This window comes from Streptomyces sp. WMMB 322 (assembly GCF_900090145.1).
Taxonomy (GTDB): Bacteria; Actinomycetota; Actinomycetes; order Streptomycetales; family Streptomycetaceae; genus Streptomyces.
On the sequence record NZ_FMHI01000001.1, the window covers coordinates 69,268 to 89,725 of the forward strand.

The 20,458-nt window shown below is 72.4% G+C and carries 20 protein-coding genes and 2 pseudogenes; 11 read left to right on the forward strand and 11 right to left on the reverse strand.

Features of this window, described 5'->3' with window-relative positions:
* Positions 1-7 precede the first annotated feature (7 nt).
* The 10 genes from H180DRAFT_RS00320 to H180DRAFT_RS00365 all read right to left on the reverse strand — a co-directional run bounded on the left by H180DRAFT_RS00320 (position 8) and on the right by H180DRAFT_RS00365 (position 7,395).
* Positions 8-544, reverse strand: a complete 537-nt coding sequence (locus tag H180DRAFT_RS00320; RefSeq protein WP_055483941.1) for a Fur family transcriptional regulator — start codon at positions 542-544, stop codon at positions 8-10.
* Between the two features lie 22 nt (positions 545-566).
* Positions 567-1,157: a heme-binding beta-barrel domain-containing protein gene (locus H180DRAFT_RS00325; RefSeq protein ID WP_055483942.1), complete on the reverse strand. Its 591-nt coding sequence runs from the start codon at positions 1,155-1,157 to the stop codon at positions 567-569.
* 632 nt (positions 1,158-1,789) lie between these two features.
* Entirely contained in the window at positions 1,790-2,167 is a 378-nt protein-coding gene (locus tag H180DRAFT_RS00330; RefSeq protein ID WP_055483943.1) for a DsrE family protein, read from the reverse strand.
* 127 nt (positions 2,168-2,294) lie between these two features.
* Positions 2,295-2,582 (reverse strand): DUF1416 domain-containing protein, encoded by a 288-nt coding sequence (locus H180DRAFT_RS00335; protein ID WP_028437798.1) that lies wholly within the window; start codon positions 2,580-2,582, stop codon positions 2,295-2,297.
* Between the two features lie 62 nt (positions 2,583-2,644).
* On the reverse strand, positions 2,645-3,484 hold the full coding sequence (locus tag H180DRAFT_RS00340; RefSeq protein WP_055483944.1) for a sulfurtransferase: 840 nt from the start codon (positions 3,482-3,484) through the stop codon (positions 2,645-2,647).
* A gap of 305 nt (positions 3,485-3,789) precedes the next feature.
* On the reverse strand, positions 3,790-3,873 hold the full coding sequence (locus tag H180DRAFT_RS30875) for an Ms5788A family Cys-rich leader peptide (protein ID WP_368073103.1): 84 nt from the start codon (positions 3,871-3,873) through the stop codon (positions 3,790-3,792).
* A gap of 348 nt (positions 3,874-4,221) precedes the next feature.
* Complete coding sequence (locus H180DRAFT_RS00350) at positions 4,222-4,932, reverse strand: LmeA family phospholipid-binding protein (protein ID WP_055483945.1); 711 nt, start codon at positions 4,930-4,932, stop codon at positions 4,222-4,224.
* A gap of 159 nt (positions 4,933-5,091) precedes the next feature.
* Positions 5,092-6,084, reverse strand: coding sequence for a hypothetical protein (locus H180DRAFT_RS00355; RefSeq protein ID WP_055483946.1), 993 nt, complete (start codon positions 6,082-6,084; stop codon positions 5,092-5,094).
* Entirely contained in the window at positions 6,081-6,347 is a 267-nt protein-coding gene (locus tag H180DRAFT_RS00360; RefSeq protein WP_055483947.1) for a MoaD/ThiS family protein, read from the reverse strand. Before H180DRAFT_RS00360 ends, H180DRAFT_RS00355 begins: the two co-directional genes overlap by 4 nt.
* Before the next feature lie 151 nt (positions 6,348-6,498).
* A complete protein-coding gene (locus tag H180DRAFT_RS00365; protein ID WP_055484412.1) occupies positions 6,499-7,395 on the reverse strand; it encodes an alpha/beta hydrolase family protein in 897 nt (298 codons plus the stop codon).
* A gap of 261 nt (positions 7,396-7,656) precedes the next feature.
* Here H180DRAFT_RS00365 and H180DRAFT_RS00370 point away from each other — a divergent pair, with 261 nt between their 5' ends.
* From H180DRAFT_RS00370 to H180DRAFT_RS00420, 11 genes and pseudogenes are all read left to right on the forward strand, one after another.
* On the forward strand, positions 7,657-8,436 hold the full coding sequence (locus H180DRAFT_RS00370; protein ID WP_055483948.1) for a response regulator transcription factor: 780 nt from the start codon (positions 7,657-7,659) through the stop codon (positions 8,434-8,436).
* Between the two features lie 251 nt (positions 8,437-8,687).
* The gene (locus H180DRAFT_RS00375) at positions 8,688-9,725 is read left to right on the forward strand and encodes a LacI family DNA-binding transcriptional regulator (RefSeq protein WP_055483949.1); all 1,038 of its coding nucleotides are present in this window, start codon (positions 8,688-8,690) and stop codon (positions 9,723-9,725) included.
* A gap of 165 nt (positions 9,726-9,890) precedes the next feature.
* Positions 9,891-10,265, forward strand: a pseudogene (locus H180DRAFT_RS30880) (response regulator); the annotation flags it as partial.
* Positions 10,266-10,409: 144 nt separating this feature from the next.
* Positions 10,410-10,715 (forward strand): annotated as a pseudogene (locus tag H180DRAFT_RS30885) (winged helix-turn-helix domain-containing protein); the annotation flags it as partial.
* A 71-nt stretch (positions 10,716-10,786) separates the two neighbouring features.
* Positions 10,787-12,325 carry a sensor histidine kinase gene (locus tag H180DRAFT_RS00390; RefSeq protein WP_175437710.1) on the forward strand — a complete coding sequence of 513 codons (1,539 nt, stop codon included), beginning with the start codon at positions 10,787-10,789 and terminating at the stop codon, positions 12,323-12,325.
* Positions 12,326-12,435: 110 nt separating this feature from the next.
* Positions 12,436-13,152, forward strand: a complete 717-nt coding sequence (locus H180DRAFT_RS00395) for an NADPH-dependent FMN reductase (protein ID WP_079099730.1) — start codon at positions 12,436-12,438, stop codon at positions 13,150-13,152.
* A 130-nt stretch (positions 13,153-13,282) separates the two neighbouring features.
* Positions 13,283-14,200, forward strand: coding sequence for a mycothiol synthase (gene mshD / locus H180DRAFT_RS00400; protein WP_055484415.1), 918 nt, complete (start codon positions 13,283-13,285; stop codon positions 14,198-14,200).
* 340 nt (positions 14,201-14,540) lie between these two features.
* A complete protein-coding gene (locus tag H180DRAFT_RS00405; protein ID WP_074466532.1) occupies positions 14,541-16,895 on the forward strand; it encodes an RNA degradosome polyphosphate kinase in 2,355 nt (784 codons plus the stop codon).
* Positions 16,896-16,940: 45 nt separating this feature from the next.
* Positions 16,941-18,092, forward strand: a complete 1,152-nt coding sequence (locus tag H180DRAFT_RS00410; RefSeq protein WP_055483950.1) for a CHAD domain-containing protein — start codon at positions 16,941-16,943, stop codon at positions 18,090-18,092.
* Between the two features lie 113 nt (positions 18,093-18,205).
* Entirely contained in the window at positions 18,206-18,631 is a 426-nt protein-coding gene (locus H180DRAFT_RS00415) for an Hsp20/alpha crystallin family protein (protein WP_055483951.1), read from the forward strand.
* A gap of 134 nt (positions 18,632-18,765) precedes the next feature.
* Positions 18,766-19,146, forward strand: a complete 381-nt coding sequence (locus H180DRAFT_RS00420) for a DUF2267 domain-containing protein (protein WP_254665807.1) — start codon at positions 18,766-18,768, stop codon at positions 19,144-19,146.
* 42 nt (positions 19,147-19,188) lie between these two features.
* Here H180DRAFT_RS00420 and H180DRAFT_RS00425 read toward each other — a convergent pair whose 3' ends face one another.
* Positions 19,189-20,028 carry a hypothetical protein gene (locus H180DRAFT_RS00425; protein ID WP_055484416.1) on the reverse strand — a complete coding sequence of 280 codons (840 nt, stop codon included), beginning with the start codon at positions 20,026-20,028 and terminating at the stop codon, positions 19,189-19,191.
* Positions 20,029-20,458: the final 430 nt, after the last annotated feature.

Below are 20,458 nucleotides of genomic sequence, written 5' to 3' on the forward strand. Positions count from 1 at the left end.
GACCAGCCTACGACGGCCCGCGGCCGCCCCTGCAGGAGCGTTCCCCGGTCTCCGCGCCCCGGGGCCCGGGCGCAGGTTGCCCTGCCGGCCCGGAGTCCGGCTCGGTCGGTTCCGCGGTCCCGGAGGTCTGCGCGGAGCACTTCGCACAGCGGCCGAAGATGGCGAAGTGCTTCATGTCGGTGTCGAAGCCGAAGGTGGCGAGCAGGCGTTCCGCGAACGGCTCGGCCACCGACAGATCAGCCTCGATCACCTCCGTGCAGTCCCGGCACACCAGGTGCATGTGGTGGTGCCGGTCGGCGAGGTGGTACGTCGGGGCGCCGTGGCCGAGGTGCGCGTGCGAGACGAGACCGAGTTCCTCGAGGAGCTCCAGGGTCCGGTAGACGGTGGAGATGTTCACGCCGCCCGCGGTGCGGCGCACTTCGGCGAGGATGTCGTCGGGCGTCGAGTGCTCCAGCTTGTCGACGGCTTCCAGCACGAGCTGGCGCTGCGGAGTGAGGCGGTATCCGCGCGCCCTCAGGTCGCTCTGCCAGTCGGTCGTCACCACATCGACAGTGTAGAACCGCCGCTCACTTGAAGAAGGCGATGCCGTCGTCGGGCAGATCGCCGTCCTTCTCACTCAGGTCCTTGGCGATCCCGCGCAGGTCGACGGCCTTCTTCAGCTGGGCGGACATGTACGGCTGGAGCGGTACTCCGGGGGCGGCGCGCTCCCCGACCCACATCAGGTCGCCGTTCACGTAGCCGTAGAGGCGCTTGCCTCCGCTGTACTCGGCGGAGGACGGCGTGCGGGCGATCGCGTCGGTGGCGAGGTCGATCTGGGGCTTCTGGTCGGCCAGTTCCCCGTACCAGACCTCGGCGATGCCCTGGTCGCGGATCATCACGACCTCGACCTTGCGCTCGGAGTCGATGCGCCAGTAGCCGCTCTCGGTCTCCAGGGGGCGGATCTTCTCGCCCTCCTCGTCGAGCTGCCAGCTGTGCGAGACGTACTCGAGGAAGTCACGGCCGTCGTGGCTGAAGGTGACTTCCTGCCCGAAGTTGCACTTGTCGGTGCCTGGACCGTCCTCTCTGTCGAGGGCGGCGACGCCCGCTCCCTGCCAGTTGCCGAGCAGGAAGGCGAGGGGGACGAGGTCCGGGTGCAGGTCGGACGGGATCTCGATCATGGGAACTCAGACGGTCGGTACGGACGGGGATGCCTCCCGGGCCGCGAGGCCCAGGGGAGGAGGCTGCGCTGAGGTACCTCCCGGGCCGCCAGGGCCCAGGGGTGGGGGTACGCCCCCTCGCTGCGCTGGGGGGACCCCTACCCGGGCCCGCCAGGCCCAGGGGTGGGGGTACGCCCCCTCGCTGCGCTGGGGGGACCCCCACCCGGGCCCGCCAGGCCCAGGGGGACTAACGCTGCCCCTGGTAGAGCTTCTTGAACGCGAGACCGGCGAAGGCCACGGTGCCGACGCAGACCAGGACCATCAGCGCGGTGAAGAATGCCTCAAGCACGGGGTGTGCTCCTCGGATCGTTCGTCGTGGGTGTTCCTCGGCGTACGGGCCGCCCCGCGGGGAACGTGGGACGCCGTACGGGCCCGAGTCTAATCGGCGTCGCGGAAGGGCCCGTACACGGCCTGTCCGGGAGACGGCAGGCTCACGGGACGTACCGGATGCACCGGACGTATCGGATGCGGGTGGATGCGCGGGCGGAGCGGACGCAGCGGACGAGCGGACGCGTCGGCGATAAGAGTGCCGCGACGGGGTCACAGGACGGGGACACAGGACGGGGAAAGACGGGCAAAGCGCGAAGGACGCGTCAGTAGACGAGCGCCTGCACGCCCTCACCCATGATCTCGCTGACGAAGACCTGGGCGCCCGCGATACGGACACCCTCCAGCACGTCCTTCTCCTCGATGCCGCGTCGGGCGGCGCACTGCGTGCACAGCGTGATCCGGCCCCCGGCCTGCACCCCGGAGATCAGCTCCGGCAGCGGCGCCGCGTGCGGCAGTTCGAACTCCTCGGCCCGTCCGGGCAGTGCGAACCACGCCGACTCCCCGGTGAGCCAGAGCGACACCTCCACGCCGCTGGCTGCCGCGACCGCGGCGACGGTGAAGGCCTGTGAGCAGCGCTCCGGCGCGTCCGCGCCCGCCGTCACCTTGATCACGAGCTTCTTGCCTGCTGATGCTGCTGCCATGCGGCAAGCCTATGCCGCGGACGGGCCGGGCCGTGCGCCGCGCACGAAGGGCCGCGCACCGGGCGTACCCGGGCGCGGCCCTTTGCCCGTCAGCGGGCCGCCCTGCCGGGCGGTCCGCTCCGGGTGGTCACACGGCGATGGCGACCTCCGACAGGCCGCCGTCCTGCGCGACGACCGTACGGTCCGCGGTGCCGCCCGGCACCAGTGCGCGGACCGTCCAGGTGCCCTCTGCCGCGTAGAAGCGGAACTGGCCGGTGGCGGACGTGGGAACCTCCGCCGTGAACTCGCCGCCGGCGTCCAGCAGCCGCACGTACCCGGTGACGGGCTCGCCGTCGCGTGTCACGCTGCCCTGGATCGTGGTCTCACCGGGCTTGATGGTGGAGGCGTCGGGACCGCCTGCCTTGGCTCCGCACATGAAAGTTCCCTTCGGTTCTGATCGGATCGGGGCCGGCCCGGGTGGGGGTACCCCAGGGGGAGTCAGTCTTCGGTGCCGACGGCGACGGGGACGCCGACCAGCGAGCCGTACTCGGTCCAGGAGCCGTCGTAGTTCTTGACGTTCTGCTGGCCCAGCAGCTCGTGCAGGACGAACCAGCTGTGAGCGGAGCGCTCACCGATGCGGCAGTAGGCGATGGTGTCCTTGCCCAGGTCGACGCCCTCGCCCTCGTACAGCTCCTTCAGTTCCTCGTCGGACTTGAAGGTGCCGTCGTCGTTGGCCGACTTCGACCACGGGATGTTGCGGGCGCTCGGCACGTGGCCCGGGCGCTGGGACTGCTCCTGCGGCAGGTGGGCCGGGGCGAGCAGCTTGCCGCTGAACTCGTCGGGGGAGCGCACGTCGACCAGGTTCTTGGTGCCGATCGCGTCGACGACCTCGTCGCGGAAGGCACGGATGGAGGTGTCCTGCGGCTTGGCCTTGTACTCGGTCTTCGCGCGGGTGGGCACCTCGGCGACCAGGTCGCGGGAGTCCAGCTCCCACTTCTTGCGGCCGCCGTCGAGCAGCTTCACGTCCTGGTGGCCGTAGAGCTTGAAGTACCAGTAGGCGTATGCGGCGAACCAGTTGTTGTTGCCGCCGTAGAGGACGACGGTGTCGTCGTTGGAGATGCCCTTCTCGGACAGGAGCTTCTCGAAGCCCGCCTGGTCGACGAAGTCGCGGCGGACCGGGTCCTGGAGGTCCTGCTTCCAGTCGATGCGCACTGCGTTCTTGATGTGGTTCTTGTCGTAGGCCGAGGTGTCCTCGTCGACCTCGACGATGACCGTCTTCGGGTCGTCGACGCGGTCCTGGACCCAGTCGGCGTCTACGAGGACGTCACTGCGGCTCATGGTTTCTCCTCCGGGCAGGTAGCGGATGGCGGGGCACCTCCCACGCGTGGCTGTGGAGGTACGGGTACGGGTGCGGTATCAGGACGGCGATGCGGAGGCGCACGTACGTCGGGGTCGTGGCCGCACGGCACCGAAGACCGTGCGGTGGCCGGGGAACCGGCGGGGCGGGACGAACGGCTGGGGGTACGGCCCGGGCCTCCCCGGGGCCTTCGGCCCGGGTGGTGCCCCCGGGCCGGGGCGAGGACAGCGCACTCGCGCTCGGCATTTCGACCGGGTTCATGCGAACTCCGGCGGGCCGGCAGCCGTCAGGAGGAAGTGCGACAGAGCATCGCGGCGACGCGGCAGAGGTCGACTGCACGCCGCTTCGTGAGGTCCGCCTGTCGCTTCATGGGGACGATCGTAGGGACGGCGGAGGGCTCGTGTCACCGCGAATCCACATCGTGAGACGTGATCGACCGCGATTTGGGACGTCTGTTCGGTCCGCCGCCCCCGCGGAGGGGTACGCGTGCTCGCGTGGCGGCCCGGAAGCCGCTGTCGCGGACGCTGCTGTCTCGTGAAGTGGGACGCAGTCGGGGCGGTGGCCTGGGCTCCGGCCCGGGGCCCTCCGGCAGCCGTCCCGCCCGGGCCCGCCGGCCCGCCGGTGAACGGGGACCGCCGGTGAACCGGGACCGCGGTCCGCCGTGGTCGGTCAGCGGCCGTGGCCGGGTCTGCGGCCGGACCCGGCCGCCGGGACCACCTCAGCGGCCGAGCTTCACGTCCTGGCCGCCGACGGTCAGCTCGATGCCCTCGACCGTGGGTTCGACCTTCTTCAGTTCGAGCCCGTCGGGAAGTCCCGCGATCTTCCGCTCGAAGTCGATCCTGCCGCGGATCGCGTTCTCGACACCGGGGATGTCCGCCCCCGGCACCTTGTCGGCCCGCAGCCTCAGCGTGTCACCGCCCGCGACGCTGACCGTGCTCGTCACGCTGCGCTGGAAGCTCTGGCCGAGCACCGTGACACCGGCGCTCACCTTGACCCTGCCCTGGCCGCTGCCGTCCTTGCCGCCCCAGCCCACCTTCACGCCGTCGAGGGCGGCCTTGGTCAGTTCTCCGTACGAGACGAACGCCGTGCCGTCCGCCCGGCCGGCGACCGCCGAGGAGAAGTCGCCGCTGAAACGGATGTCCTGGAGCTTGGCGTCGATGCGGTTGACCTTCAGCCGGCCGCCGGAGGCCTCGGCCTTCAGGCCGCTCATCTCGGCGTCGACCTCGCTGAGTTCCTGCGCCGCGACCTGGGTGAGGAAGGGGAAGCCCTTGATGTCGACCGAGGTCTTCCCGGCGGACGCGATGCCCGGGGAGGTCTTGATCTTCTCGGCGGCCTTGTCCTCGGCGATGTTGACCGCCAGCCGGTCGGCGGCCACGAACAGCACCGCGAGGACGAAGAGGACGATGAGCCCTCTGCGTAGTGCGCGCATCTGCGTTCTCTCCCTGCTCCCGGGCGGCTTTCCGTGCTTGACGAGGTCCCGCCCGGACCCGGGGGGCCGAGTGGGAGGGCTGCGGCCCCGGAGAAAACCGGGACGGCCTCACGCGGCCTCACAGACTCCGGGACAGCAGCGAGCCTAACCCGGCAGCACTCAGACGAACGCTCTGCCGAACAGATAGACGACCGGCGCTGCCAGAGTCAGTGGCAGTGCCACACCTGCCGTCATGTGGACGAACCGCGACGGGTAGTCGTAGCTCGCCACCCGCAGCCCCAGCAGCGCGCATCCGCCCGTCACCAGGCCCAGTACGCCGCCCGCCGCCGCCGGAGCGGTCGCCGCGCCGTCACCGCCGAGCACGGTCAGCTGCCCGGCTGCGATTCCCGCCCCCGCGGCCGCCAACAGGGCGACGGCGGGTGAGACGAACGGCGGCAGCGGCAGTGCGCGGGCCAGCGCGGCGACCGCCACGGCGGCGGCACCGGCCGTCACGGCGTCGGCCGTCGCCGCGTCGAGGGAGGCGAGGAAACCGGCCGCGATCACCGTGAGGGCGGTCGCCGTGAACGCCGCGGTCAGCGCGTAGAGGCGCTCGTCCGGCCCGGACAGGTTGCGCAGATGCAGCACAAGCGTCAGCACACACCACATGCCGAGCGTCCCGATGATCACGGCGGGCGCGTGGCCGCTGTCGGCGAGCAACAGGGAGACGTCCGTCGCCACTCCCGCCAGAAAGGCGAGCGCGATGCCCTGGCGGGCGGGCCACATCCCGTTCAGGCGGAACCAGCCGGCCGCCGTCACCGCCTGGAGCAGCGCCACGGCGACGGCGAGCGCGGCCCCGCCGATCTGCGCGGCACCCGCGACGAACAGGGCGAGCGCCGTGGTCACGGCCGCGGGCAGCAGCCCGGGAGCGATGAGCGGGGAACCCGTGGAGCGGGCCGGCGGGGCGTCGGCCCGCGCACCGCCGCCACTGCCACTGCCGGCAGTAGTGCCACCGGTGCCGGTGCTGCCGGCGGCAACGCCCCTGCCAGTGGCGGTGGCGGTGACGGCGGACGGCAGCGGCTGCGACTGCCCGTACACGCCGGAACGCGACTGCGACTGCGGCTGGTTCGGGTGCTGGTGCTGCGTGCCCGGACGGGAGCGGGAGTTCTCGGTCATGCGGCACCCCCGGCGAACGGCGGGAGGACCTCGACGGTGCCGCCCTCGCTGAGCCGCACCGCGTCGTGCTCGCGCTTGCCGACGGGGTCGCCGTCCACGAGGAAGGAGCAGCGCATCAGCACACGCGCGAAGTCCGGACGTCCGGTGTGACGCTCGCGGGCGCCGTCCAGCGCGTCGGCGAGCGTCGCCGCCTCGTAGTGCTCCTCGGCCGTACCGGCCGCGGCTTTCGCCGCCGCCCAGTAGCGGATCGTGCCACTCGCCATCGTGGGTCCTGCCCTCTCAGCCTGTCCGTCCCGCGGGACCGCGCCGTCCTGTCCTGCCGCCGCTCCGCCGGACCGCGGTCCGCCTCACGGTCCTGCCGCGGCAGCACGGGACGGGCCCGTACGTACGGATCGCGCGTCGTTGCGCGACCCATCATGCCGGGCCCGCGGCGGGGTCCGGCCACTGACGGCCGACCCAACTTCCGATCCGGTGCAGGAGTTCCGGCTCCGCCGCGTTCTCGGCATGACCGAAGCCCTCGATCAGCCACAGCTCGGTGCAGTCCGGATCGCCCGCCGCCGCAAGGGAGTCGGGGTGGTCGACGGGGAAGTACCGGTCCTGGTCGCCGTGCACGACGAGCAAGGGGGTCGGCGCCAGCAGCGGTGCTGCGGCCACCGGCGAGAGCGGTACCGGATCCCAGTCGTGGGGGTGGATGCGGGTGCGCAGCCCGTAGCGGGAGACGAGCCGTCCCACCGGCTTCTGGATCACCCAGTGCAGCCGGCGCATCGGAGCGGTCCCGCGGTAGTACCAGCGGGCCGGTGCGCTCACCGCCACGACCGCGTCGGAGTGTTCGGCCGGTCCGGCCGGCCCGGTGCCGGGGTGCTCCGTGCCGGCCCGTGCGACCGTGCGCCCCTCGTGCGCCTCCCGCCCCTCGTGCCCCTCGTGACCTTCGCGCCTTTCGTGGGCCGTGGGACGGTGCAGCGCGCCGTGCCGGACGACGACGGAGCCGCCCATCGAGAAGCCGACCGTCGCCACCCGCGCATGACCGAGGGACCGGGCCCAGCCCACCGCCGCCGCCACATCGAGGACTTCGAGATCGCCGACCGTCGAGTGGCCGCCGGAGCCGCCGTGACCACGGAACGAGAAGGTGATCACGGCTCCGTACTGCGTGAACACCCGCACGGCCCGGCGCAGTGCCGGCCGGTCCACGGAACCGCTGAAGCCGTGTGCGAGCACGATCGCGCCCGGGGCTTCCGCGCTTCCGCCGTGGCCGCCGCTGCCCTCGTACGGGTCGTACGCGGCCTCGATCCGCACCCCGTCGGAGGTCCGCAGCACCGCCCTCTCCCCGGGCCCTTGCCGTAGGTCCGGAGCGGCGCCGGGGTCACCCGCGGTGCCGGTGTCGGCACCGGAGCGAGCGAACTCACACTCCGCATCGTCGCCCATGTCCGCTATTCTGCTCTGAGTGAAGGATCCGGGCAGCGCCGCCCCCGGGTCCTTTTGTGCTTTCAGGAGCCCGTGCCTTCAGGAGCGCATACGTACGAAGCAGTGCCGAGCCGTACCGAAGTCCCGAGCGGGACCGAGGAAGGATCTGACGTGAGTTCGCTACTCCTGCTGACGAACGCCCTCCAGCCCTCCACCGAAGTGCTTCCAGCCCTCGGTCTGCTGCTGCACAACGTGCGCGTGGCACCGGCCGAAGGGGCGGCTCTCGTGAACACCCCCGGAGCCGACGCCATCCTCGTCGACGGGCGCCGCGACCTGCCCCAGGTCCGCTCGCTGTGCCAGCTGCTGCACCAGACGGGCCCCGGCTGCCCGCTGATCCTCATCGTCACGGAGGGCGGTCTGGCCGCCGTCACCGCGGAGTGGGGCGTCGACGACGTTCTGCTGGAGAGCGCGGGCCCCGCCGAGGTCGAGGCGCGGCTGCGTCTCGCCCTGGGCCGGATGCAGGGCGGCGCGGAGGACGAGCCGACCGAGATCCGCAACGGCGACCTGTCCGTCGACGAGGCCACCTACAGCGCGAAGCTGAAGGGCCGGGTCCTGGACCTGACCTTCAAGGAGTTCGAGCTGCTGAAGTACCTGGCTCAGCACCCGGGCCGCGTCTTCACCCGCGCCCAGCTGCTCCAGGAGGTGTGGGGCTACGACTACTTCGGCGGTACCCGCACCGTGGACGTGCACGTACGGCGCCTGCGCGCGAAGCTCGGCCCCGAGCACGAGTCGCTGATCGGCACCGTACGCAACGTCGGATACCGCTTCGTCTCCCCGGAGAAGAAGGAGGGGAAGACGCCGCAGGAGAAGCAGGCGAAAGCCGACGCGCGTGCCGTGACCGACGAGGCCACCCGCCTGGTGCGGGAGGCCGCGGGCGACGGCGCCGGGTGACCTGACAGGTTGCTGTGACAGGTTGCCCTGCCAGGTTCACCTGCAGCTGACACGGGTTCGAGGCTGACACGGGCCCGTGCCGGGCACGGAATCGGCGTTCGCGGACTCCGCTGCGTGGACTCCGTCGCGCAGTCCTCCGCGGAGTCCGCGAGTCCGCCCGCGAAGCGGCCGGTGGGCGGGCGCCCGGAGCGCCGCCGGCCGGAACCCCGAGGCCCCTGAACGGCCGGATGCTCCACGCGTAGACTGCCCGGGTGGCCAGGGTGACGCGGGACGATGTGGCAAGACTTGCGGGTACGTCGACCGCGGTTGTCAGCTATGTGATCAACAACGGGCCGAGGCCCGTCGCTCCGGCCACGCGTGAGCGCGTGCTGGCGGCCATCAAGGAGCTGGGCTACCGGCCGGACAGAGTCGCGCAGGCGATGGCCTCGCGCCGCACGGACCTCATAGGTCTCATCGTCCCCGACGCCCGGCAGCCCTTCTTCGCGGAACTCGCCCACGCCGTCGAGCAGGCCGCCGCCGAGCGCGGAAAGATGGTCCTCGTCGGCAATTCCGACTACCTCGACGAGCGCGAGGTGCATTACCTGCGGGCCTTCCTGGGGATGCGCGTCTCGGGTCTGATCCTCATCAGCCAGGGCCCCAGCGAGCACGCCGCGGTGGAGATAGACGCCTGGGACGCCCGCGTCGTGCTGCTGCACCGCCGCCCCGAGGCCATCGACGACGTGGCGGTCGTGCTCGACGACGTCGGCGGTGCGCAGCTGGCCACCCGCCACCTGCTGGATCACGGCCACGAGTATGTCGCCTGTCTCGGCGGCATCGATTCCACCCCCGAGTCGGGCGACCCGGTCACCGACCACGTCGAGGGCTGGTCCCGCGCGATGGCGGAGGCCGGGCGCTCCGTGGACGGCCGCCTCTACCAGTCCCCGTACAACCGGTACGGCACCTACCAGCTGGCGCTCGACCTGCTGGGCCGCCCGGACCGTCCCACCGCCGTCTTCTGCGCCACCGACGACCAGGCGTTCGGCGTGCTGCGCGCGGCGCGCGAACTCGGCCTGGACGTCCCGCAGGACCTGGCCGTCGCCGGCTTCGACGACGTGAAGGAGGCGGGACTGACGGACCCGCCGCTCACCACGGTCGGCTCCGACCGCGAGGGCATGGCGAAGGCGGCCGTCGATCTGGTCCTGGACGACGGGCTGCGGGTCGCCGGTTCCCAGCGGCAGCGGGTGCGGCAGTTCCCGGCGGGACTCGTGGTGCGGCGCTCGTGCGGGTGCGGGGAACCCCCGCGCCGCTGACGCCTCGCCCTGCCCCCGCGCCGCTGACGCCGCGCTCCCACTCCCTCTCCGCCTGCCGTTCCGGCTCCCTGCCGCCTCTTGGGCCGCCCGCGCCCCGGGCCGCCCGCCTGCCCTGTGACACGACTGACACGCGGCCCGTGCCCGCACGGTGCGAGGCTTGGGTTCATGGTGGCCATGAAGGTGCTGATCGTCGACGACGAGCCCGCCGTGCGGGACGCGCTGCGCCGCAGCCTCGCCTTCGAGGGCTACGGGACCGAACTCGCCGGGGACGGTCTGGAGGCCCTGGAGAAGGCGGCGTCGTACGGACCGGACCTGATCCTGCTCGACGTGCTGATGCCGCGCATGGACGGGCTGTCCGTCGCGCGCCGCCTGCGCGACACGGGCCGGCGCACGCCCATCCTGATGCTGACGGCGCGCGACACGGTCGGCGACCGCGTCACGGGCCTCGACGCCGGAGCGGACGACTATCTCGTCAAGCCGTTCGAGCTGGACGAACTGCTGGCGCGCATACGGGCACTGCTGCGGCGCACCTCGTACGCACGGGAGCAGGCGGGCGCCGGCGTCGGCGGGGACGGCCGGGGGCACCTCCCCCCGGGCCTGCGGCCCTGGGGGAGGCACCCCCAGGGCAGCAATGCCCAGGGGGAGGGCGTGAGCGGCGCTCCCGCAGGCCGCGGTGCCGGCCCCGAATCCCTCGTCTTCGGCGATCTGCGGATGGACCTGGGAACGATGGAGGTGTCCAGGGGCCCGCGCACGGTGGAGCTGAGCCGCACCGAGTACATGCTGCTGGAGATGTTCCTCTCGCACCCGCGCCAGGTGCTCACGCGGGAGCAGATCCTCAAGTCCGTCTGGGGTTTCGACTTCGAGCCGTCGTCCAACTCCCTGGACGTGTACGTGATGTATCTGCGCCGCAAGACCGAGGCCGGGGGTGAGTCCCGTCTCGTTCACACGGTGCGGGGCGTCGGATACGTGCTCAGGGACGACGGGGCGTGAGACTGCCGCGTGCGGCGGGCGCGAAACGCCGGTTCCGGCTGCCGGCTCCGGCGCTGCGTTCCCGTCTGGCGATGCTCGCGGCGGTGACGGTCGCGCTCGCGGTGGCGGCGTGCGCGACGGCCTGCTGGTTCCTCGTGAGGGCACAGTTGATCGGTTCGCTGGACGAGTCGCTGCGCAGCAACAGCCGTGTCGACCCCAGCTTCGTCGTCGGTCAGCTCACTTCCGGCCAGTGTTCGCCGGCCGACGAGAGAGCCCCCAACCCCTTCGACGCGACCGTCCAGGTCGTCGACCGGCACGGCAGGAGCTGCGTGATCGTCGGCAGCAGGGTCGAGGTCTCGCAGGGCGACGAGCGCGTGGCGGAGCACCGGCAGGACGAGTCGGTGCACACCGCCCGCAGCGAGGGCGGCTCCGGGCCCGACTACCGGGTGCTGACCACGCCCGTCGAGGGCACCGACGTGGCGGTTTCGGTGGCGCGGCCGCTCACGGAGACCGACAGGTCCCTGCGGAACCTCGCGCTGATCCTCGCGCTCGTCGGAGGCACCGGCGTGTTCGCCGCCGCCGGGGCGGGGGTCGTGCTGGCGCGGGCGGGGCTGCGGCCCGTGGACCGGCTCACCGGCGCCGTCGAGCACATCGCCCGTACGGAGGACCTCGGTGTGAGCATTCCCGCCGAGGGAAACGACGAGATCGCCCGCCTCTCACGTTCGTTCAACTCGATGACGGCGGCGCTGGCCTCCTCGCGCGAGCTGCAGCAGCAGCTCATCGCCGACGCGGGGCACGAGCTGCGCACTCCGCTGACCTCGCTCCGTACCAACATCGAACTCCTCGTGCGGAGCGAGGAGACGGGCCGTTCGCTGCCCGCGGAGGACCGCCGGGCGCTGCTGGAGTCGGTCAGGGCGCAGATGAGCGAACTCGGGGCGCTCGTCGGGGACTTGCAGGAACTCTCCCGTGAGATGCCGCCGTTCGGCGGCCCGGTCGCGGGCATCGCGCTGCACGACATCACCGAACGGGCCGCGGAACGCGTGCGGTTGCGCAGCGCCGGCATCCCGGTCACGGTGCGGACGGAGCCGTGGTACGTGCACGGGGAGCCGGCGGCGCTGGAGCGTTCCGTCGTCAACCTGCTCGACAACGCGGTGAAGTTCAGCCCGGAGGGCGGCACCGTCGAGGCCGTGCTGAGCGGGGGCACGCTGTGGGTGCGCGATCGCGGTCCGGGCATCGCGGAAGACGAACTCCCTTATGTCTTCGACCGGTTCTGGCGTTCCCCGTCGGCGCGGAGTCAGCCGGGCTCGGGGCTCGGGCTGTCCATCGTGGCCCGTACGGCGCGGCAGTCGGGCGGTGAGGTCTCCCTGGAGCCGGCGGAGGGCGGCGGCACGGTGGCGGTGCTGGACCTGCCGGGATCGCCGGAGCCCGAGCCCGAGCCCGAGCCCGAGGCCGGGGCCGAGCCCGAGCCCGAGCCCGGGGCCGGGGCCGGTGCCGGGGCCGGGGCCGGTGCGGAGACCGGCGGTGCGACGGCGCCCGGCCCAGGGACGGCGCCCGGGACGGTGCCCGAGGCTCGACCCGAACCTGGGACCGGCCGGGGGCGCGCGGCACCGCGGCCGGAGCGGAAAGCTTGACTTCAACTGAACTTCATGTCTGAACCTGGCTCGGTCACTCGCGGCAGCCGCACGTCACGGCGTGCCCACAGGAAGCCGCAACCCGGAGACCGAGCAGAGGGAGCAGACTCATGACAGGCGCATCGGACACGGCAGGCACAGCAGGTACGGCAGGCACGGCAGGAACCGCGGGCACGGCGGAGACCGGGGAAGGGACGGCGGCCACCGCCGGAGGGCCGGAGAGGCCCGGCGGGCTCCTGCGGCTGGCCGTCATCGTCGGCAGCGTCAGGGCGGGCCGGTTCGGCCCGGTCGTCTCGGCCTGGTTCGCCGACGAGGCGCGCAAGTACGGCTCCTATGACGTCGACGTCATCGACCTCGCCGAGGCGGAACACGAACTGCCCGTCGCCTTCCCGGAGTTCGGCACGCCGCTGCCGCCGCGGGTGGCGGCCGTGCACAGTGGGCTGTCCCGGCGGCTCGGCGCTGCGGACGCCTTCGTGATCGTCACTCCCGAGTACAACCACAGCTTCCCGGCGGCGCTGAAGAACACGATCGACTGGTTCCGTGACGAGTGGCAGGCCAAGCCGGCCGGGTTCGTCTCGTACGGCGGAATGGCGGGCGGCCAGCGCGCCGTGGAGCATCTGCGGCAGGTCTTCGCCGAACTGCACACCGTCACCGTCCGCGAGACGCTCAGCTTCCACACGGCGTGGGAGCGCTTCGACGAGGACGGCCGCCCCCGCGACGAGGAGGGCAGCGCGGCCGCCGCCAAGGGGATGCTGCGCCAGCTGGAGTGGTGGGGGAACGCGCTGCGTGAGGCGCGCGCCAACTCCCCGTACGGTTCCGCTGCTTGACCTCGGAGGCGGCCGTCCGTCACGGACCGGGGCGGGACCTCGGCGTCGCCGCCTCGTTCGTGACGGACGGGAGGTCGGCGGGAGGTGGGCGGGAGATGGAGTGTCGTCGGCGTCTCGTAAGGTCGTGTTCATGAGCGACGTGGTGGTAGTGGATGAGGCGTCGGCCGACGTCGTGCGGGATGCGCAGTCGCTGATCGACGAGTCGGCCCGTACGGACGGTCAGTCCCCCCTCTCCGAGCAGGGCCGGCTCCAGCTGCGCGGCGGGCCGCGTGCCGGCGTGCGGCATCTCCTGCTGCGGCAGGACGGCGAACTCGTCGGCTACGCACAGCTCGAGGACACCGATCCCGTCGAACCGCCGACCGGCGAGTTCGCGGTTCACCCCGCGCACCGCGGACGCGGCTACGGGCGTCAGCTCGGGCAGGCACTGCTGAAGGAGTCCGGCAAGCGGCTGCGCGTGTGGGCGCACGGCGGCCACCCCGCCGCACGGCATCTGGCGCAGGTGCTCGGGCTCAGCCTGTTCCGCGAACTGCGCCAGATGCGGCGCCCGTTGACCGCGTCCGCCGTCTCGGCTTCCGTGCCCGAGCTGCCGGAGCCGGTGTTCCCCGAGGGGGTCACGCTTCGCACCTTCCGTCCCGGTGAGGACGACGCGGCCTGGCTGGCCCTGAACGCCTCGTCGTTCGCGCACCACCCCGAGCAGGGCAGCCTCACCCAGCGCGACCTGGACGACAGGAAGGCGCAGCCCTGGTTCGACCCGTCGGGTTTCTTCCTCGCCGAGCGGGAGGGCACGCTGGTCGGCTTCCACTGGACGAAGGTGCACAGCGCGGAGCAGCTCGGCGAGGTCTATGTGCTGGGTGTGGCTCCCGGGGAGCAGGGCGGCGGGCTCGGCAAGGCGCTCACGGCGGTCGGGCTGCGCCACCTGGAGCGTGACAGGGGGCTGCCGACCGCGATGCTCTACGTCGACGCGGACAATTTCGCCGCCGTCAGCGTCTACGAACGGCTGGGTTTCACGACGTACGAGACGGACCTGATGTACCGCACGGAGAGCTGACCGGCCCCGCGGGGGCTGACACGGATGCACCCACGGGGCCGGCGGGGCGGCCGGAATGCCGTACCGTCCCCTGCGGCCCGGCTCCGTGCCGGCACCCTCCGGCGTGCGGCTGCGTGCCGGACCCGGTCCGGGCGCGGGGACGCTCGCGAGGACTCCCGCGGGGACGCTCGCGAGGACTCCCGCGGCGTGTGCCGGTGGTGTGGCGCTCGCCCGGTGGCCATGTGGGCGTAACCGCTGATTAAGACGGGCTTGTGAGCATCGCGGAATGCAGCTCCCCTCCCGTCGTCGCCTCCGCGCCCTACCCCCTGCCGCAGTCGCCGGCGCGCGGAACAATGGAGTGATGAGCGAGCCCACCTCGCGAGCCCCGTCCGAGTCCCCCTCATCCGCCGAATCCCGCCCCGGAAGCCTCCAGGGCCCCGACGACGACAACCGTGACGGCGTCGCGTACGCCGCCCCGTCCGCCCCGTCCGCCCCGTCCGCCCCGTCCGCCCCGTCCGCCCCGTCCGCCCTGCCCACCGGCCGCAACGGCGGCACCGTCCCCGACCTCGCCCCGGATCTCGACTCCGACCCGGACATCTACCCGGCGGACGCCGCGGCCGGGCAGGCGGACGGCGGCGCGGACGATCTGCCCCACGACCGGTTCCTCGACCGTGAACGCAGCTGGCTGGCGTTCAACGAAAGAGTGCTGGAGCTCGCCGAGGACGAGGAGGTGCCGCTGCTGGAGCGCGCCAACTTCCTCGCGATCTTCGCCAGCAACCTGGACGAGTTCTTCATGGTCCGCGTGGCCGGTCTCAAGCGCCGCATCGCGACCGGCGTCGCCACCCGCTCCGCGTCCGGACTCCAGCCGCGTGAGGTCCTGGACCAGATCTGGACGCGCTCGCGCGAGCTGATGGCCCGGCACGCCGGCTGCTACCAGCGCGTCATCGCACCGGCCCTCGCCGAGGAGGGCCTGCACCTGATCCGCTGGGACGGGCTGACGGACAAGGAGCAGGCACGCCTCTTCACCCTCTTCCGGCAGCGGATCTACCCGGTGCTCACGCCGCTCGCCGTCGACCCGGCGCACCCCTTCCCGTACATCTCCGGGCTCTCCCTCAACCTCGCCGTCGTCGTGCGCAACCCGGTCAGCGGCCACCAGCACTTCGCACGCGTGAAGGTTCCGCCGCTGCTCTCGCGTTTCCTGGAGGCCTCGCCGCACCGGTACGTGCCCGTCGAGGACGTCATCGCCGCGCACCTGGAGGAGCTGTTCCCCGGCATGGAGGTGCTGGGGCACCACATGTTCCGGGTGACGCGCAACGAGGACCTGGAGGTGGAGGAGGACGACGTCGAGAACCTTCTCCATGCGTTGGAGAAGGAGCTGCTGCGCCGCCGCTTCGGCCCTCCGGTGCGCCTGGAGGTCGAGGAGTCGATCGACCCCCACGTGCTGGACCTGCTCGTGCGGGAGCTCAACGTCTCCGAGGCCGAGGTCTGTCCGCTGCCGGGGCCGCTGGACCTGACGGGCCTGTCCGGGATCGTCCACGACCTGGACCGGCCGGACCTGAAGTACCCGAAGTTCGTGGCGGGCACGCAGCGCGATCTGGCCCAGGTGGAGTCCGCGCAGCCGCCGGACGTCTTCGCCGCGCTGCGCGAGCGTGACGTGCTGCTGCACCACCCCTACGACTCCTTCTCCACCTCCGTCCAGGCCTTCCTGGAGCAGGCTGCGGCGGACCCGGACGTACTGGCGATCAAGCAGACGCTGTACCGCACCTCCGGCGACTCGCCGATCGTCGACGCCCTGATAGACGCCGCCGAGTCCGGGAAGCAGGTGCTGGTGCTCGTCGAGATCAAGGCACGCTTCGACGAGCAGGCCAACATCAAGTGGGCGCGGAAGCTGGAGGAGTCCGGCTGCCACGTCGTGCACGGCCTGGTCGGGCTCAAGACGCACGGCAAGCTGTCGCTGGTGGTGCGGCAGGAGGGGGACACGCTGCGCCGCTACGCCCACGTCGGCACCGGCAACTACCACCCCAAGACGGCACGCCTCTACGAGGACCTGGGGCTGCTCACCGCGGACCAGGATGTCGGCGCGGACCTGTCCGACCTGTTCAACCGGCTGTCCGGCTACTCGCGGCGCGAGACCTACCGGAGGCTGCTCGTCGCGCCCACCTCGCTGCGGGACGGGCTGATCGCGCGCATCCAGCGGGAGATCCACCAGCACCGCGCGGGAGAGCCGGCGTACGTGCGCTTCAAGGTCAACTCGATCGTCGACGAGGCGGTCATCGACGCGCTCTACCGCGCCTCGCGCGCGGGCGTGCCCGTGGACCTGTGGGTGCGCGGCATCTGCGCGCTGCGCCCCGGCGTCCCGGGCCTGAGCGAGACGGTGCGGGTGCGCAGCGTCCTCGGGCGGTTCCTGGAGCACTCGCGGATATTCGCCTTCGGGAACGGCGGCGACCCGGAAGTGTGGCTCGGCAGCGCCGACATGATGCACCGCAACCTCGACCGCCGCATCGAGGCGCTCGTGCGCGTACCCGATCCCGCGCACCGGGTGGCGCTGACGAAGCTGCTGGATACGGGGATGTCCGACGAGACCAGTTCGTGGCACCTCGGTCCCGACGGGGAGTGGACGCGGCACGCGCACGACGCGGAGGGCCGCCCGCTGCGCAACATCCAGGAATCGATGATCGAGCGCCGCAGGCGCCGGCGCGGACCGGCGCCCGGCTGAGGGACACGGAGTTCGCAACGACGGGGGTGAGGGGGTGACGCAGCCGTGACGGGACAAGCGGGCGGTCTCGCCGTGCCCGCGGCGCTGGAGAGCGCCGATCCGGCCGGAGTGCTCAGCGAGAGCCTGCACGCGTGGGCGGCCGGCTTCATGCGCAGCCTGCGCATGCACCGGGAGAACGCGGGCAGCGCGCAGACGGCCGCCGCGGCGGAGGAAGCGGTGCGCCGGCTGCGGCGGGCGTCCCGGCGCATAGGCTCCGCGCTCCTCACGTACCGCCCGCTCGTCGACGCCGCCTGGGCGGACGAACTGAGCGGTGAGCTGCGCCATGTCTCGGGCACGCTCGCCCGCGAGCACCGCTGTGCCGCACGCCAGAGGCGGCTGCTCACCGCGCTGCACCGGCTGGCGGTCGAGGGAGCGGGCGGGGACCGGGCGGCGGCGCTGCTGGAGCGGCAGCACACCCTGGCCCGCAACCGCGCCCACTCGGCCGCGCTGGAGACGCTGGTCTCCTCCCGCTTCCACGCGGTCGCGGACGCGGTGGCCGTGCTGGCCTACGAGGTGCCGCTGGCGGCGGGCGCGGAAGAGGGCAGCGCGGCTGCAGTGCTGGTGCCGATGGCGGAACGCGCGAGGACGAGTCTCGTCCGCGCGGTCGAGGCTCTGCCGCCGTCGGCGCGGGCGTCGGCGCGGCCGCCGGAGGGGAAGGAGGCGCGCGACGGGCAGGAGACGCCGGAGGTCCCGCCGGCGCGGGGCGGCCCCGGCCTGCAGAGCAGGCAGGACGCCGCGTGGCTCGAGGTGCGGACTCTGCTGCGGCACCACCGTTACGCGCAGGAGGTGCTGCACACGGCCGGTGCTCCTCCCGACGCCACCGTCGGGTCCGCTTCCGGCGACCCCGGCGGCGGCGCGTCCGGTGCCGCCCGCCGCGGCAGCGAGGGCGGCGGCGAGGCGGGCCCGGACCCGCTGCTCAGGCAGGCGAGCGCCGCGCTCGACCGGTACCGCGACTCGGTGGAGGCGGCCGAGGCGGCCGCCGCTGCCGCCCGCACGCCCCGCATCGCACCCGCCACCGCGTACGCGCTCGGCGTGCTCCACGCGGGTCAGCGTCAGGAGGCCGAGGCGGCTCGGCGCGAGTTCGGCGTGCTGTGGCAGCGGGCGATGAAGGGCGAGCAGGCGGGGTCGCAGCGGGAAGCGGCACAGCAGGCCGTCTGACCTGGTCAAGAGCGTTAGTTGAGTCTCCGGTTGTCAACTTTCCTCGGGTTGGTGTATATAACAAGGCACATGGCATCGCACGACGTGCAATCCACGGAAGGAGATGACCAGTGATGCTCATGCGTACCGACCCGTTCCGGGAGTTCGACCGCCTCACCCAGCAGGTCTTCGGAACCCAGTCGCGCCCTGCGGGGATGCCGATGGAGGCCTACCGCTCCGGCGACGAGTTCGTGATCCACTTCGACCTCCCCGGCGTCGCCCCCGAGACCATCGATCTCGACGTCGAGCGCAACGTGCTCACCGTCCACGCCGAGCGCCGCTCGCCCGCCCCCGAGGACGCGGAGCTGATCGCCGCGGAGCGCCCCTCGGGCCGCTTCAGCCGCCAGCTCTTCCTCGGCGACACCCTCGACTCCGAGCGCATCGACGCCTCCTACGACTCCGGTGTGCTGACCCTCCGGATCCCGGTCGCCGAACAGGCGAAACCCCGCAAGATCGAGATCAGCGGAGGCACTTCGGGTGCCAAGCAGATCTCCGGGTGAGACCTGACTCTCATGTGATCTGCGACTCTGCTGCACATTTGAGGCCGCTCTCCTGGGCACGACGGAGAGCGGCCTCCAAGGTCGAACGGAAGAAAAAAGGAAAGGGACAAAAAGGTATGCAATGGAGCGAACTAGTGGCCCAAGTTCGTGAGCACGGCCGGTACACCTCGGACGAGCAGACCAAGCAGGTCGTCCGGTTAATACTGTCGGCGCTCGGCGGTCACCTGAGCGACGAGGTCCGTGAGCAGGTCGCAGCGCAGCTGCCCGCCACGGCCGCGGAGTCGCTGAGGTACCAGCTGCCGGCGACGAAGCCGCTCACCGGCCCGGAGTTCGTCGAGTCGGTCCAGGGGCGCCTGCAGGGCGCGACGCCCGCGACGGCCCGCTGGGACGTCGGCTCGGTGCTGTCGGTGCTGGCGGACGTGTGCGGCGACGCCCTCACGGGCCAGGTGCTCGACGACCTGCCTCCCGGATACGCCCTGCTCTTCGGGCGGGCCGAACTGGCGAGCGCCGCCTGAAGTGCGGCATCCGCGGTCTCTCCGCGCAGAGTTCAGCAGTGGTCAGCCGCCGCGCGGGGCGAGGGCCCACCACTCGACGGTGACCTCGCCCTGCCGCCACCGGCGCGGCCCGTCCGTCACGGGCCACTCGCCGGCCACCGCCTCCACCGCCCGCATCCAGCGCTGCCGGGCGCTCAGCGCCCCGTAGGGGGCCGCAGCCGCCCAGGCACGGTCGAAGTCGCGCAGGAACGCGTGCACCGGTTCCCCCGGAACGTTGCGGTGGATCAGCGCCTTGGGCAGCCGCTCCGCCAGATCGGACGGCGTCGCCAGCGACGCGAGCCGCGCCGCGAAGGTGACCGTGCGCGGTCCCTCGGGCCCCAGCGCCACCCATACGTGCCGGCGTCCGATCTCGTCGCAGGTGCCGTCGACCAGCAGCCCGCCGGGTCCCGCCAGGCGTCCGCACAGCCGGTCCCACACCGGCGCGACCTCGTCCTCCCCGTACTGACGCAGCACGTTCGCGGCGCGGATCAGCACGGGGCGCGCCCCGTCCGGGAGCGGCACCTCGAAACCGCCGCGCACGAAGGTGAGGCCGTCACGTTCGTACGGCCGCGCGGTGGCGACCCGCCCGGGGTCGATCTCGACCCCGACGACGTGCACTCCCGGGTGCACCTTGCGCAGCCGGTGAAGCAGCTCGATGGCGGTCCACGGGGCGGCCCCGAATCCCAGGTCGACCGCGACCGGGGGCCGGGCGCCGACGCCGGTCGGCGTGCCGTCCGGGAGCGGGCCGCGAAGCAGCGGAGCGTGGACGGCGGCGATCCACCGGTCCATGCGGCGCAGCCGGTTGGGGCCGGTGGTTCCCCGCGTCACGTTCCCGATGGAACGGGCCGTGGGGCGGGCTTTCATGCCGACGAGCGTACGGGGACGGCGCATGCGCCGGGACCGGCGGCCACGGTCACGCCGTGGCCCGGAGCAGAACGCCCCGGGCGGACCGAGGCCGGGCGACCAGAAGCCACCGAGGCCGGACGGCAAGGAACCGGCCCCCGTGCCGCATCGCCGCCTCGCCGCCTCGAACCGCGTCCGTCGAGGCGAGGCGCTCCCCACGCGTCGAGCCCCGGCGTCACGATCTGGTGCCGTGATCCGGCGGAACCGCGTCGCCGTTCCCGGCGGACCGCTTTGCCGTGATCCGGCGGACCGCGTCGCCGTGATCGGAAAGCCGCGGTGTCACGATTCGGTACAGCCGGAATGGGAAGCAGCAACTCCGGTGTTCTCGCTGGGAGGGCCGGAGGCTCCGCGTACGCACGCCCGCCGCATGCCGGACCGCTGGGCGTGCCGC